At 64.8% G+C, this 14,107-nt stretch carries 11 protein-coding genes and 1 pseudogene; 2 read left to right on the top strand and 10 right to left on the bottom strand.

Features of this window, described 5'->3' with window-relative positions; genetic code table 11:
* Nucleotides 1–83 precede the first annotated feature (83 nt).
* The 7 genes and pseudogenes from G4G31_RS02785 to G4G31_RS02760 all read right to left on the bottom strand — a co-directional run bounded on the left by G4G31_RS02785 (nt 84) and on the right by G4G31_RS02760 (nt 7,845).
* Nucleotides 84–1,469, bottom strand: a complete 1,386-nt coding sequence (locus G4G31_RS02785; protein WP_182990203.1) for an STAS domain-containing protein — start codon at nt 1,467–1,469, stop codon at nt 84–86.
* Between the two features lie 250 nt (nt 1,470–1,719).
* The gene (gene dksA, locus G4G31_RS02780) at nt 1,720–2,172 is read right to left on the bottom strand and encodes an RNA polymerase-binding protein DksA (protein ID WP_182990202.1); all 453 of its coding nucleotides are present in this window, start codon (nt 2,170–2,172) and stop codon (nt 1,720–1,722) included.
* Between the two features lie 202 nt (nt 2,173–2,374).
* Nucleotides 2,375–3,451 carry a GTP-binding protein gene (locus tag G4G31_RS02775; RefSeq protein WP_182990201.1) on the bottom strand — a complete coding sequence of 359 codons (1,077 nt, stop codon included), beginning with the start codon at nt 3,449–3,451 and terminating at the stop codon, nt 2,375–2,377.
* Between the two features lie 118 nt (nt 3,452–3,569).
* Entirely contained in the window at nt 3,570–4,499 is a 930-nt protein-coding gene (xerC, locus tag G4G31_RS25015; RefSeq protein ID WP_183107888.1) for a tyrosine recombinase XerC, read from the bottom strand.
* A 96-nt stretch (nt 4,500–4,595) separates the two neighbouring features.
* Nucleotides 4,596–5,168, bottom strand: a pseudogene (locus G4G31_RS25010) (DUF484 family protein); the annotation flags it as partial.
* A gap of 137 nt (nt 5,169–5,305) precedes the next feature.
* A complete protein-coding gene (locus G4G31_RS02765; protein WP_182990199.1) occupies nt 5,306–6,586 on the bottom strand; it encodes a porin in 1,281 nt (426 codons plus the stop codon).
* Nucleotides 6,587–6,795: 209 nt separating this feature from the next.
* Nucleotides 6,796–7,845: a porin gene (locus tag G4G31_RS02760; protein ID WP_182990198.1), complete on the bottom strand. Its 1,050-nt coding sequence runs from the start codon at nt 7,843–7,845 to the stop codon at nt 6,796–6,798.
* A 933-nt stretch (nt 7,846–8,778) separates the two neighbouring features.
* On the opposite strand from G4G31_RS02760, the gene G4G31_RS02755 reads away from it, so the two are divergent.
* Entirely contained in the window at nt 8,779–10,134 is a 1,356-nt protein-coding gene (locus G4G31_RS02755; RefSeq protein WP_182990197.1) for a tetratricopeptide repeat protein, read from the top strand.
* On the opposite strand, the gene dapF is transcribed toward G4G31_RS02755, so the two are convergent.
* Genes dapF through G4G31_RS02740 form a run of 3 tightly spaced genes read right to left on the bottom strand, consistent with a single transcriptional unit; the run spans nt 10,103 to nt 12,690 of the window.
* Nucleotides 10,103–10,966 (bottom strand): diaminopimelate epimerase, encoded by an 864-nt coding sequence (gene dapF, locus G4G31_RS02750; RefSeq protein WP_182990196.1) that lies wholly within the window; start codon nt 10,964–10,966, stop codon nt 10,103–10,105. The two genes, G4G31_RS02755 and dapF, sit on opposite strands and share 32 nt — an antisense overlap.
* Before the next feature lie 12 nt (nt 10,967–10,978).
* On the bottom strand, nt 10,979–11,842 hold the full coding sequence (locus tag G4G31_RS02745; protein ID WP_182990195.1) for a lipid A biosynthesis acyltransferase: 864 nt from the start codon (nt 11,840–11,842) through the stop codon (nt 10,979–10,981).
* Entirely contained in the window at nt 11,839–12,690 is an 852-nt protein-coding gene (locus G4G31_RS02740; RefSeq protein WP_182990194.1) for a lysophospholipid acyltransferase family protein, read from the bottom strand. The genes G4G31_RS02745 and G4G31_RS02740 overlap by 4 nt, the downstream gene beginning before the upstream one ends.
* Before the next feature lie 184 nt (nt 12,691–12,874).
* Between G4G31_RS02740 and metK the strand changes: the two genes are divergently transcribed.
* Complete coding sequence (metK, locus tag G4G31_RS02735; RefSeq protein ID WP_182990193.1) at nt 12,875–14,041, top strand: methionine adenosyltransferase; 1,167 nt, start codon at nt 12,875–12,877, stop codon at nt 14,039–14,041.
* The last annotated feature ends 66 nt before the right edge of the window (nt 14,042–14,107 follow it).

Below are 14,107 nucleotides of genomic sequence, written 5' to 3'. Positions count from 1 at the left end.
CAGGCGCGAGCCCGGCTGCCGGTGCCTTACCCGGCGGTATGCCAGGCGTTGCCGGGCGAGCGCGCCGGGACCGTGCAGTTTGGCTAGTACTTGTGCGCGTACAGGCGCGCGCAGTCGTTGTAGTTCAGCAGGCGCAGCAGCGCCGCGACCAGGTGGTTCAGTTCGCGCAGTTCGATGCGGCGATCGTCGACTGCCAGACGGCGCAGTCCGGCATGCAGGGAACCGGCGGCACCGAAGCCGATGCGTGCCACGCGCCCGCAGTCGAGAACCAGCGGCTGCGAAGGATCGGTCGCGGCATGGGCTTCCAGGGCGGCCAGCAGAGGGGCGATGTCGCCGTCGATGTCGACTGGCAGCACGAAACGCTGCTCGGCGGTGGGGGCGGCAAGGGTAGACGCTCCTGCTGGCGAACCTGCGGCCGCAGCCGCGGCACCATCGCCAGCGGCCGTCGGTACCACGCTGGTCGTGTGCGCCGCCGACGCTTCGAACGAGGGCGGCGAGACTTCGAAGGTGACGCAATAATCCATCGCCGTTTCCTCGAAATCCTTTTCGCGGCCAAGCAGCAGCAACAGTTCGAGCAGCAGCAGCCAGGGCGCTTCGCCAGTGCTGCGCTCGCCGATCGCCAGCATCGGGCGCAATACCGCGAGCAGGGTGTCGGCGCCGGCCAGCACGACTTCGCGCTTGGCTGCGCGCAGGCTTTGCAGGGTGGCCAGCAGCGCTGCGCAGCCGGCGGCATCGGCGCCGGTCACCGCGCCGAAGTCGAGGCGCACGGGCGCGCCGGCGGCCGCCGGCAGCGCCTGCAGGCGTACGCTGGCGCCGGCGTCGAGCAGGCCGCTGAAGCGTGCGACCTGCGACACGCCCGGCGCCGCCGCGGCGCCGCTCCGCTGTGCTGTTTTCGTGCCCGAGGCGGCGCGCGGCAGCCGCTCGGTGTAGGTCGGCGGCGAGGTTTCGAAATGGCTGGCGTAGTCGATGGCAATGCTCTCGAAGTCCGCCTCGCGGCCCTGCAGCTGGTACAGGTCGAACAGCATCCACCGGGGCAGCCGCTCGCTGCGGCCAAGGTCGCTCAAACTGTCGCGCAACATCTGTTCAGCAAGAACTGCCTGGCCGTTGGCATACAGGATGGCGCTCTCCTCGACCAGCGGCGTGCTGGCCGGCATGGCGGCGGCGTCGGGCTGGTCGTGCGGGCTGACCAGCAGGGTTTCGCCGCCTTCGTCGAGCGTGGTGGCGGCGGCTGCCGGCGCACGGCGGGTGTTGCCCCAGCCAGTGTCGTCGAGCAGGTCGGTGGTCATGGCCAGTTCGATCGCATCGATCTTGGCGGCGGTGACGCGCGCGATTTCGCGCTGGCGTTCGCGCTCGGCCTCGTTCGGCCGGCGCGACGATTTGCCCGAGCGTTCCGCTTCGTCAGGACGTGTCGACGCCTCCGGTGCATCCGGCTCGTCGGTTTTTTTCTTCAGGAAGGAAAATATGCCCACGTCGTTTCCGTCTTCTCAGGCGCAGTCGCTACGAGACGCTCATCCATGACGGTAGCACGGACGCGCCCGCGGCGTCCTGCGCACACGTGCGCCCGCGCAAAGCCTGTGCGGGCGGACGCCAGTGTATCCCATGGGAAAGTTTCTCGCCGAGCATATGCATAATCGAATGGCTGCCTCCAACAAAAAAGCATGCGTCACGCGCATGCTTTTCTGGTTTGCGGGATACCGCGGGGCATGTGCCGGTGCGGAATCAGTCGCCGTACAGCTTCTGCTTCAGCTCGCGGCGCTGCTGGGCTTCCAGCGACAGGGTAGCGGTCGGGCGGGCGATCAGGCGCGGAATGCCGATCGGTTCGCCGGTTTCCTCGCACCAGCCGTAGTCGCCCGCTTCGATGGCGGCCAGCGATTGCTGCACTTTTTTCAGCAGCTTGCGCTCGCGGTCGCGGGTGCGCAGCTCGAGGGCGTGTTCTTCCTCGATGGTGGCGCGGTCGGCCGGGTCGGGAACGAGCACGGTTTCGCGCAGGTGCTCGGTGGTCTCGCCGGCGTTCTTCAGCAGTTCCTTTTCGAGCTGCTGCAGGCGGTCCTTGAAGAACGCGAGCTGGGCCGGGTTCATGTAGTCGTCTTCGCCCATCGCCCGAATTTCGTCCTCCGTCAGGAGGCGTTCTTCGGCCTGCGCGGCGGTATTGGATTTCGTTGTTTTAGTCATGACTTCACTTACCTTCGATACGACAGAGGTTTTCATTTTATCAGCTAGCTCAGCCGCACCACCCAAATGCCAAGGGTGCGCCTCAGCTGCTGCCATGACGGTCCAGGCCTTCCTGCCGTCTCGCTGCCGGGCCGACAGCGGTCAATCGCCGGTACCTGTCGCGTCCCGTGGGGCGCGGTGGCTACCGTGAAACCGGGATAGTTTATACCAAACATTGTTCCAGTCCGCGGATAAATACGTCTTTTGGTAAATTTTTACCAATAAAGACCATTTTGCTGCCGCGGGCTTCGGCCGCGTCCCACTTTGCCCCCAGGTCGCTGCCCATGATTTGATGCACGCCCTGGAACACCACCTTGCGTTCCGCCCCGTCCATCCACAGCACGCCCTTGTAGCGCAGCATGCTGGGACCGAAGGCCTGCACCATGCTGCCCAGGAATTGATCGAGACGCTCGGGGTCGAACGGCCGCTGCGCTTTATAGACAAAGGCGGCGATGTCGTCGCTATGGTGGGCGCGATGGTGATCGTGAGCGTGGTCGTGAGCGTGGTCGTGGCCGCAGGCTTCGCCATGCGCGTGGTCGTGGCCGCAATGGTCATGCTCGCCGTGATCGTGATCGTGCTCGTCCGCGCGCAGGAAGTCGGGGTCGAGTTCGAGCTTGTCGTTCAGGTTGAAGCCACGCAGGTCGAGCACATCGGTCAGTGGCGCGCGGCCGAAGTCGGAAGTCGAGATCGGCGCACGCGGGTTGATGCGCACCAGCCGCTCCTTCAACGCGTCAATGGCGGCGGCATCGACCAGGTCCAGCTTCGACAGCAGGATCTTGTCGGCAAAGCCGACCTGCCGCTGGGCTTCCTCGTGGCGGTCGAGCTGGTCCATCGCGTGACGGGCGTCGACCACGGTGACCACCGCGTCGAGCATGTAGTGGGCGCCCACTTCCTCGTCGACGAAGAAGGTTTGCGCCACCGGCCCCGGATTGGCAAGACCCGTCGTTTCGATGACGACGCGGTCGAAAGCGATCTCGCCGGCTGCGCGCTTCTGCGCCAGGTGCGTCAGCGCCACGATCAGGTCGCCGCGCACGGTGCAGCAGATGCAGCCATTGTTCATTTCGACGATCTGCTCGCCGCTGTCCTGCACCAGGATTTCGTTGTCGATGTTTTCCTGGCCGAACTCGTTTTCGATGACGGCGATGCGCAGGCCGTGTTCCTCGCGCAGGATGCGGTTGAGGAGGGTGGTCTTGCCGGCGCCGAGAAAGCCCGTCAGGATGGTGGTAGGGATCGGTGACATGTGGTGTGCGATTCGGTTCCGCCCGGTGGGGCATGGAGAATCGGAGGATTATGCCGTAATTTGCAATCTGCCACCATCAACCGTACCGGCCTTTGCGCCAGCTCAGGCGAAGACTTGCTTACTTCGCTTTCGCTCGCGGATGAGCTCGGTCATATACGGCCGCCAGGTGCTGGAAGTCGAGCGCCGTATACACCTGGGTGGAGGTGATGCTGGCGTGGCCCAGCAGTTCCTGCACGGCGCGCAGGTCGCCCGAGGATTGCAGCAGGTGCGAAGCGAACGAGTGGCGCAGCACGTGCGGGTGCACGTGCACGGACGCGCCTGCCTTGATCGCATGCTGTTTCAGGCGCTGCTGCACCACGCGCGGCGTGATGCGGGTGCCGCGGTTCGACAGGAACAGGGCGGCACTGCCGTCTTTCGCTCCCGGCCGCACTGCCAGCCAGGCTACCAGCGCTTCCCGTGCCGGACCGCCGACAGGAACGCGGCGCATCTTGTTGCCCTTGCCGGTGACCACGACTTCACCTTGCTCCAGGTCGAGCCAGCCGAGCGAGACGGCGCCATCGGCATGCGTGTACACGAGATCGAGTCCCGCCAGTTCGGACACCCGCAAGCCGCTCGAATAGAGCAGCTCGAACATCGCGCGGTCGCACAGTTCGGCAGGTTCGGGGTGGCCATGGCGGTTCGCTTCCAGCAGCTGGACGGCGGCGTCGACCGCCAGCGCCTTGGGCAGGGTCCTGGCGCGGCGCGGAGCGCGCACGCCTTCGACCGGATTGGCTGCAAGGCTGACATGGCGCGACAGCCAGCCATAGAAGCCTCGCCAGCCGGACAGCTTGCGCGCGATCGAGCGTGGCTGGTGGCCCTCGGCGTGCAGGCGGGCGGCGAAGCGGCGCATGTCGGCATGGGTCAGCGTCGGCCAGTCTTCATGGCCGGCAAGACGCGCCAGTTCGGCCAGGTCGCGCCGGTAGGCGGCGATCGTGTGCGCGGACAGCTGGCGCTGGGTTGCCAGTTCGCTCAGGTAGCGTCCGGCCCAATCCGCGCGCGCCGTGTCCATGGCATCAGCCGCGCAGTGAAGCGAGCGCGGCGCTGGCACTCTGGCCGAGCTGGACCAGAAATCGGTGGCCATCGCCGGGCTGAAGCGCTCCGCATCGGGCGAGCCGAGCACCAGCAAGCCGAAGGTCTGGCCATCCCCGGCCACCAGCGGCAGCAGGACGGTCGAGCGCACGTTTTCCGCGTCATCGAGCCAGCGCACCGCCTCGAAATCCTTGTTTGGTCCGCAATATGGCGCGCGCAGCCCGGCGGCGAACAGGCGCGCATCCTCGCCGACGTCCGCGGCGAAGGGCTCGCCTGCGTAGTCGGGGGCGAGATGCCACAGGCGCAGCGTGGCCTGCGGCACGCCGAAGTGTTCGACCAGGCCATCGACCAGGTCGCGCGCAATGGCGGCACCGCCGCGCGACTTCAGCAGGGCCAGGTGCCAGGCGTGGAAACGGTCGAGGATGGCGTTGTTTTCGCTGGCGACCCGCATCAGTTCGGTCATGCGCAACTCGAGCGCATGGTACTTGGCGCGCATGACTTCCATTTGCCGTTCCTGCAGCGACACGGCCTTCCCGGTCAACGGGCTCGACAGCTTGACTTCGCCCAGCAGGCCGGCGTGTTCTTCGAAAAAGGACGGGTTGTCCGCCAGGAATTGGGCGACGGCGGCGGAGTCCAGGGAAACGGTCATGGGAGTGGCTTGCATAAATTTGGGTGAGCGCAATTTTACCCGAGCGGGGAGGCGGGCGGCGGATAGAAAAAGGGCGCCCGAGGGCGCCCTTGCATGCAACTCACGCGGCTACGACGGCGCTCGCGCCGTCCCATCGCTTAGAAGCGGTGACGAATGCCGACCAGCAGGGCGCGGCCGTCTTCACCCGCTGCACGGGTGAAACCACCTGGAGCGCCCGAGATGCCTGGCGAGTACTGGGCCAGGTTGTCGTTCTTGATGACCGATGCCGAGACGTACACGTCGGTGCGCTTCGACAGGAAGTGGTCGTAGCCCAGTGCGAACATGTCGGCGTCGCTGTTCGACGCGGTACGGTCGTTCTGGTGCGAGTACGAACCCATGATGCGGCCGCTGCCGATCTTGTAGTGCATGCCGAGCTGGTAGCTGTTCGCATCCTGGATCGTGTTGTTGCGCATGACGCCTTCGAAGGTGTTGCGCGCAAGGGTACGAACCGGTGCCGGTGCCGCGGCCAGCGCTGGCGCGATCGAGGTGTCCCAGGCAGCCAGGTAATCGGCGATCAGGACCGAGTTCGAGTTACGCTGGCTGTGGAAGCCGGCGAAGAACTTGAAGTCGTTCCAGGTGTACGAACCACCGACGGTGGTGGTGCGCAGGCTTGGACGGTTCTGCTGGTCGTAGCCGTGGTTATAGCCGATGCCGACATCGAAGCCGTTTGCCTTGTAGGTGACGGCGCCCGCGCGGAACTTGTTGTAACGGCCGAGGTAGCCCGAACCGCGTGCACCGTACATCAGCGAGCCGCCCAGGCCCGATGGCAGGGCGATGCGGTACTGGATTGCTTCCTGCGAGCGGATGTCCGCGCCCAGTGCGGTAAAGCCAGCGGTGCCGCCGGTGACGTGGCCCCAGGTGCCGGTCATGCCCGATTCGAAGGCATCGGCAGCGGCGAACACTTCGTAGCCAGGGGTGTACATGCGGCCCAGCAGCACTGCGCCGACCGGGGTCACCAGGCCGACCATCGCGGTACGGTCGAACAGCGCGCGTTCGCGGTTGACGGCGACCTGGCCCGGGGCATTCAGGTTGGCGCGCAGGGCTGGGGCGATAGCCGGGCTGAAGGCATTGAGCGCTTCCAGGCCGCGCACCAGGTACAGGCCTGGATTGTCGTTGACCAGGGTCGGTTGCTGGGTGCCGGTGTCGACTTCGACGCGTGCTTCCAGGTTGAAGATCGCCTTGTAGCCGTTGCCAATGTCTTCGCTACCCTTGAAGCCCAGACGCGAACCGTCGGCGCCGCCGCTGACGATCTTGGTCGGGCCACCCTTTTGCGCCAGCACGCCGGCATCGAGAATACCGTAGATCTGGACACTGGTTTCGGCCATGGCCGGGAGGGCGAAGCAGGTGCCGATCAGGCCGGCGAGCAAACATTTATTCATTACATCTCCACTATTGTTGATCTTCGGAAGCTAGGTAGATCCGTCTTGCCAATATGCCATTGACGCTGGGCACTGTATACATGGCAAGTGCTCTGACGGCATCGGAGTGGCACAAAAACAACATACGGACGAAAAAAGGGCGGATGCCCTTACCGGTATCCGCCCTTTTTTATCTATCGCCTGCGGTGCAGGCCAGGGCCCGCATCAGCTTAGAACGAGTGGTTCACGCCCAGGTCGTAGTAGTTGACGCTGGTTGCTGCTTTCTTGCGCGATGCATCGACGTACAGGTAGGTACGCTTCGACAGGCTGTATTCGTAGCCCAGCGACATCTGCTTGGTCTTGACCTGGCCGTCCGGATCTTTCTGGCCGTAACCGGCGAGCACCTTGCCTGGGCCCAGCGCGTAGTTGGCGCCCAGCACCCATGCCTTGGTCTTCGGGTTGGTCAGGACGATGTTTTCCTGGTCTTGACGCGAAGCCAGTGCGGTCAGCTTCAGTTCCGGAGTTGCCATGAACGAGGCACCGATCGACATGACCTTCGTTTCGACGGCGTTGCGCTCGTAGCCCAGCATGACGGCCGCAGGACCGTTGTTGTAGGTGGCCGAGACCGAGAACGGGTTGGCGGTTGCTTGCGCGCCGACCGGGTATTGCGCCGGCGTGCCAGTGGCGTTGCGGCCCTGGACCGAACCGCCGTTGGTTTCCTTGGTGGCGATGGCCGCGTTCAGCTGGAAGCCGCTGACGACCGGGGTGTTGTACCAGAAGGCGTTCGACCAGCGGTTGTTCGAGTAGCCCTGTGGATCCAGCGGAGCCGAGTTGTAGCCTGCGACAGCCAGGTCGGTGTAGAAACCGCCCTGGAACGGCAGCGAGTGGAACGGCTCGAAGGCGCCGATGGTTTCCTGGTACGGGGTCAGGCCGCGACCGATGCGGACCATACCGAAATCACCCTGCAGGCCGACGCGGCTCTGGCCCTGGAACAGCGGACGCTGGACGGCAACGCCGCCAGGGCCACGGCCGGTTTCGTTGGTGCCGGTGTCCGGCTCGTAACGGATTTCCAGTTGGAACAGCGCTTTCAGGCCGGTGCCCAGCTCTTCGGTACCTTTGAAGCCCAGGGTGTTCGAAGCGCGCTTGCCGATCGACAGCGTCTGGCCGCTTTGCTTGGTCACGCCTGCGTCGATATTGCCGTAGATCTGGACAGAGGTCTGAGCCTGGGCAACGCCGGCGAATGCGCCGATGAGAGCGACTGCCATCAAAGATTTTTTCATTTATTTGTATCCTTATGAGATGAATCGGAATCCAGGAGCATTGAGACTTTGTAGTTTGCTGAACACTCGGATGAGTGAACCTTAATTGCTTAATGCGTCAAGATTGCCGGATTGGTTAATTATGACTGCGTGAGTTGGTGGAAAGCCAATTTAACCAATCGTGCTGTTGTATTTTCGAAACGTCGAGACCGCCTGTCAGGCGGCTGTGCTTGTGCACTGCAGCGTGCACGAGTTCCGTTCCGTTTCAGAGCTCTTGTTCGATATCAATCATCGGGCTGTTCGGAAGCTAGGGCCCCTAGTGCTGGCTTAGACTTTCCTCGAACCCTGCGGTGCGGGCGCGATTTTTTGAGTTCTTGTATATTAGCAAGTTTGACTGCGACAGCCTGCCCGTCGCTGCCTGCCAAACTTGCCAACGAACTCGCCCATCGTCGCCCGCGCCACGTCCGCCCACCGACAGACAAGACCCAACAATGGCTAATCGTGAAGAACTGGCGATCATCCGTGGCGCCCGCAACGGCCGCGCCGACGCCCAACTCGAGCTTGGCAAGCGCTATCTGTTCGGCAGCGCCGGCCTGCCGCGCAGCCTGCCAACCGCGCTGCACTGGCTCGACCGCGCAGCGCGCCGGGGCTCCGCCGAGTCGTGCGAATTGATCGGCAGCCATATCCCGCTCGAACTGGCCCGAGCGCACGGCGCGCCCTTGTCGCCCCGGTACGAGCGTGCCTACGATACCGGCAACGTGCGCGCCGGCCTGGTGCTGGCCCAGCTGCTGCTGGAAGACGGCGCGGCCGTTTCCGAGACTGCGCGCGCGAAGGCCTTGCGCGCCCTCGAAGACGCGGCGCAAGCCGGTTTCGCCGAGGCCCAATGGCTACTTGCACGCCAGCCGGCAGCAGCCTCGTCCGGCTCGGGCGTGCTTCCAAATGCTGCGGGTGCGCATGGCCGTCCGGACCCGAATACTGGCCGAAACGGCCGCGCGGCCCCCGCCGCCACTGCAAGCGCCGGCAACCGCTGCGCCGATCGTCCCGGCTGCTGCGCCGGCACGCCCGGAAGCCCAGCCCCGGCTGCGCCGCGCCGCCGACAACGGCCTCGCCGAAGCCCAGTTCGCCATATTGGAACAAAGCTGGCAGGCCGGCGCCTGGGGCGATTACCTCGAGCGCGCCTTGCCGCTGGCACGCGGCCTGATCGGAGCGGCAACACGGCGTACGCAGCGTCTGGCACCGGCCGAGGTCCAGTTGCTGTCGCGTACGGCACGCCTGTTGAGCGATCCCGCCGTGGATGCGGGGCCTGCCGCGGCATCGGCACCAGTCGCGGCACCCGCCGACGCCGCCGAAGTATTTGCTTTCTGGGAACTCGCAGCGGCCGAGCACGACCGCCATGCACAGCTTGCCTTGGGGCTCTGGTACGCGCGCATGCAGGTCGACGGCACCCGGGTGCAGGGCAGCAGCGGGGCCGCCAATTTCAAGAAGGCGATTCGCTGGCTGCTGCTGGCGGGCGAACAAGGCCTGGCCGACGCCTGGTACGCCCTGTCGCGTATCTATCTGAAACCCGAGTTTTCGCAACGTAACGTGGCAGACGCCCAGCGTTACCTCGAGCGGGCTGCCGAAATGGGTTACCGGGTCGCGCAGCTCGAGTGCGGCAACAACGCCTGGCGTGCCCGCCGCGAGAACGAGAACAACGATGTACGCGCCGTATTCTGGCTGCAGCAAGCTGCCGCACAGGGCGATGCCGAGGCACAGTCGGCGCTGCGCAGGATTGCGCCACGTCCCGATGACGCCCTGCATACCGAAACCGGTGCCTTGCTCGCTTGCGGCGTCGACCTGTCGGCCCATCCGCTGCTGGCGGCTCGGCTCGAACTGGCCGCGCTGTTCGGGCTGACGCGTGCGGAAACCCTGCTGCTCGATGTCCCGGCCGCCGACCAGGGACATTGCCTTGTGATCGATATCCGCGCCAGTTATGGACGCAGCAAACGTCGGCTGGTCATGGTGGAAACGGCCCAGGAGCGCCAGGCACTCGACCGCATCGTGCGCCTGTTCGACGATGTCGATTGCGGGCCAGGCGGGCCGGAAGGAAATTACCGCCAGCGCTTGTATCGTTTGCGTACACTGGTCGCCGATGTTGCCGCGGGGACGAGGCGGCATCGGCCGGCGGCGGGGCGCCTGCCTGGTGCACCGGAGGGGGCGGCAGCGCGTACGGAATCGCTGCCTGAGGATAGCAGCGTCCCCTTACGCCTTTGGCCGGGTCGATCAGAGGCGGCTGCGCCTAGAGCTCGATCTCGCCTTCGAATACGGTGACTGCCGGACCGCTCAGGTACACCGACTCGCCTTCGCCCGCCCAGGCTATCGACAATTCGCCGCCACGCGCGGACACGCGCACCGGCGAATCGAGCAGGCCGCGCCGGATGCCGGCAACGACAGCGGCGCAGGCGCCCGTGCCGCAGGCCAGGGTTTCACCCGCCCCGCGTTCATACACGCGCAGCTTGACGTGGCTCCGATCAATCACCTGCATGAAGCCCGCATTCACGCGTTTCGGAAAACGTGGATGCCGCTCGATCAGCGGTCCGGTTGCGGCAACGGGGGCCGTCTCGACGTCATCGACTACCTGGACGGCGTGTGGGTTGCCCATCGATACGACCGATACCAGCACCGTCGCGCCGCCGCCTTCAAGAGGCAACTGCAGGGGCCACAGGGTCTCGCGGTTCTGGGATTGGCTGCTCAGTCCGGCGCTGTCGAAAGGCACGCGCTCTGGATCCAGTGTCGGCGCGCCCATGTCGACCGTGACGCTGCCGTCCTCTTCCAGGCGCGGTTCGATGATGCCGGCCATGGTCTGGACACGGATGCTGCGCTTGTCGGTCAAGCCTTTGTCGATAACGAAGCGAACGAATGCGCGCGAGCCATTGCCGCATTGCTCGACTTCACCGCCATCGCTATTGAAGATGCGGTAGCGGAAATCGCAACCCGTTTCGGTCGGGCGCTCGACGACCAGGATCTGGTCAGCGCCGATACCGAAGCGGCGGTCGCCCAGCCGGCGCCATTGTTCGGTACTGAAATCGATGGCCTGGTGGATGGCGTCAATGACGACGAAATCGTTGCCGGCGCCATGCATCTTGGTGAACTTGAGTTTCATAATTAAAAATCGTCAGTCGTACAGCGAAGGCTCGCCGGGCGGCCGGGTCTTGAAGCGTTTATGCGTCCAGAAGTATTCGGCGGGGGCTTCGCGCACGCGCTCTTCGATGAAGGCGTTCATGCGCCGCGTTGCCGCGATCATGTCGTCGCCTGGATAGTTGTCCCATGCAGGATAGAAGCGCACGCGCCAGCCCCCGTAGTTCGGCAGGAAGGTGGCGATCACCGGAATCACCTTGGCGCCAGTCGTGCCGGCGATGCGGCCGAGCGCCGTCAGGGTCGCGGCAGGCACGCCGAAGAAGGGCACGAACTCGGCATCCTTTTCGCCGAAATCCATGTCCGGCAGCATGAAGTAGGGCAGGCCGTCGCGCAGGGCACGCAGGATCGGCTTGATGCCTTCCTTGCGCGTCACCAGGCGTACCGGACCATAGCGCTCGCGCCCGTGGCGCAGCAATTTGTCGAAGGCGGCATTCTTTTGCGGCACGTACATGCTGCAGACAGGAATGACGCGCGCGGCAACACCGGCCACGTCCAGGCAGACGAAGTGCGGGCACAGCAGGATGGTCGGTCCCGCTTCCATCTCGGCTTGCGGCACGCTTCCCTCGACGTGGATCAGCTTGCGCACCCGCGCTTCCGGCGCCCACCACAGGATCGAACGCTCGAAAATACTGCGCGAGTAGCCGCGGAAATGGTCGCGCGCAATCCGGCGCCGTTCCTCTTTCCCCAGTTCCGGCATGCACAGGCGCAAATTGGTAAGGGCAATATGGCGGCGTTTACCCAGTACCAGGAACATCAGGCTGCCGACGGCTTCGCCAAAACGCCCGAGCACAGGTAATGGGAGCCAATGCAGCAGCCACAAGAAAGCGATCAGGACCCTCATGCGACGGCCTCGGCCTGGGGCGCGGCCACGCCGTCGGGTTGTTTATAGCGGTTATAGCTCCAGAAATACTGGGCAGGGCAACGTGCGATCAGTTGCTCCATGGCGCGGTTGATGCTGGCCGCCTGCTCGGCGGCATTCCCGCCCAGGTCGCCCTCGAACGGCACGAAGCGCACCGTGTAGCCGCGTCCGCGCGGCAGGCGTTCGGCATAGACCAGCAGGATGTCGGCGCGTCCCAGTTGTGCCAGCTTCGCAGGCAGTGTCATCGTGTAGGCGCTGCGGCCGAACCACGGCGCCCACACCCCTTCGCCTTCCTGCGGCACCTGGTCCGGCAGCAAGCCGATCGGCTGGCCGCCCTTCAGGGTCTTCGCCAGGATGCGCACGCCCGACAGGGTAGCCGGTGCCAGGTGCAGGTTATGGCGTGCACGGGCACCTTCGACCAGGGGTTTGAGCGCACTCTTGCGCGGCGGACGGTACATGACGGTCAGCGCGGTATGCAGCGCAATTTGCTGCGCCGTCATCTCGAAACAACCCAGGTGTGGCGTGAGGAAGACAATCCCGCGCCCGGCGTCGAGCACGCGCTGCACCATGTCCCAGTTTTCAACAGTGGCATGACGGGCAACCCGCTCCGGTTTGCCGCACCAGACGAAGGCGAGTTCGACGATGGCCTTGCCGGCCTCGGCAACGGCGGCGCGGCGGTAGGCGCTGAAGCCGGCCTGCGCCAGGTTGGCGTCGAGACGGCGGCGATACGAGGGCGACAACAGGTAGACCAGCCAGCCCAGCGCGGCGCCGAGGGCATGCAAACTATGTAATGGAAAGACTGACAGGACTCTGAATAGAATAACTAGCATGCGATTGATCGGGGTTCAGGTCGAGCCGGCCTGCGCCACCAAAAATTTCTCAAAGGAGCGTAAAATACCACTTTATGCAGGATCCGCCGAGTTAATAGACAACTTGCGAAGCGGAATATAAATGTCGCTAAAGCGTCGCAGGCAAGGTTGCTGCGGCTATTTTTGAACAGTAACTGGAGCCTTCATGTCCAACGATTACCTCTTTACTTCCGAATCCGTTTCGGAAGGCCATCCCGACAAGGTCGCCGACCAGATCTCGGACGCGATCCTCGACGCCATCCTCGAGCAAGACCCGCGTGCCCGTGTTGCCGCTGAAACGCTGTGCAACACCGGTCTGGTCGTCCTCGCCGGCGAGATCACGACCCACGCCAACGTCGATTATATCGGCGTCGCACGCAACACCATCAAGCGCATCGGCTACGACAACACCGATTTCGGCATCGACTACAAAGGTTGCGCCGTCATGGTCTGCTACGACAAGCAGTCGCCGGACATCGCGCAAGGCGTCGACGAAGGCGCCGGCCTCGACCTCGACCAGGGCGCGGGCGACCAGGGCCTGATGTTCGGCTATGCCTGCGACGAAACCGCCGAGCTGATGCCGGCCGCCATCCACTACGCGCACCGCCTCGTCGAGCGCCAGTCGCAACTGCGCAAGGATGGCCGCCTGGCGTGGCTGCGTCCGGACGCGAAGAGCCAGGTCACGCTGCGCTATGTCGACGGCCGCCCGGTCTCGGTCGATACCGTCGTGCTCTCGACCCAGCACCATCCGGACGTCTCGCACTCGCAGATCGAGGAAGCGGTGATCGAGGAAATCATCAAGCCGGTGCTGCCGCGCGAATGGCTGCAGAACACGAAATACCTGGTCAACCCGACCGGCCGCTTCGTCATCGGCGGCCCGCAGGGCGACTGCGGCCTGACCGGCCGCAAGATCATCGTCGATACCTACGGCGGCGCAGCCCCGCACGGCGGCGGCGCCTTCTCGGGCAAGGACCCTTCCAAGGTAGACCGTTCGGCCGCCTATGCCGCACGCTATGTCGCCAAGAACATCGTCGCTGCCGGCCTGGCGCGCCAGTGCCAGGTGCAGGTCAGCTATGCCATCGGCGTCGCGCGTCCGATCAACATCACGGTCTATACCGAAGGCACCGGCGTCATCTCCGACGAGAAAATCGCCCAGCTGGTGATGGAACATTTCGACCTGCGCCCGAAAGGCATCGTCCAGATGCTCGACCTGCTGCGGCCGATCTACGCCAAGTCGGCCGCCTACGGCCACTTCGGCCGCGAAGAGCCGGAGTTTACGTGGGAGCGCACCGACAAGGCCGCGCTGCTGCGCGCCGAAGCGGGCCTGTCGTAATGTAGTAAAAGTGGGCATTGGCCACGAGGGTCGATGCTCGCAGTTGTAGGGTGGGCTCCGCCCACG

Origin of the sequence: Massilia sp. Se16.2.3, assembly GCF_014171595.1 — a bacterium.
Lineage (GTDB): Bacteria > Pseudomonadota > Gammaproteobacteria > Burkholderiales > Burkholderiaceae_D > Telluria.
This window is presented reverse-complemented; position numbering and strand designations above follow the sequence as displayed.

Excerpts from the sequence above, each read along its gene's own strand:
- dksA (WP_182990202.1), bottom strand. The coding sequence starts at position 2,172 with ATGACTAAAACAACGAAATCCAATACCGCCGCGCAGGCCGAAGAACGC.
- G4G31_RS02775 (WP_182990201.1), bottom strand. The coding sequence starts at position 3,451 with ATGTCACCGATCCCTACCACCATCCTGACGGGCTTTCTCGGCGCCGGC.
- xerC (WP_183107888.1), bottom strand. The coding sequence starts at position 4,499 with ATGGACACGGCGCGCGCGGATTGGGCCGGACGCTACCTGAGCGAACTG.
- G4G31_RS02765 (WP_182990199.1), bottom strand. The coding sequence starts at position 6,586 with ATGAATAAATGTTTGCTCGCCGGCCTGATCGGCACCTGCTTCGCCCTC.
- G4G31_RS02760 (WP_182990198.1), bottom strand. The coding sequence starts at position 7,845 with ATGAAAAAATCTTTGATGGCAGTCGCTCTCATCGGCGCATTCGCCGGC.
- G4G31_RS02755 (WP_182990197.1), top strand. The coding sequence starts at position 8,779 with ATGGCCGTCCGGACCCGAATACTGGCCGAAACGGCCGCGCGGCCCCCG.
- dapF (WP_182990196.1), bottom strand. The coding sequence starts at position 10,966 with ATGAAACTCAAGTTCACCAAGATGCATGGCGCCGGCAACGATTTCGTC.
- G4G31_RS02745 (WP_182990195.1), bottom strand. The coding sequence starts at position 11,842 with ATGAGGGTCCTGATCGCTTTCTTGTGGCTGCTGCATTGGCTCCCATTA.
- G4G31_RS02740 (WP_182990194.1), bottom strand. The coding sequence starts at position 12,690 with ATGCTAGTTATTCTATTCAGAGTCCTGTCAGTCTTTCCATTACATAGT.
- metK (WP_182990193.1), top strand. The coding sequence starts at position 12,875 with ATGTCCAACGATTACCTCTTTACTTCCGAATCCGTTTCGGAAGGCCAT.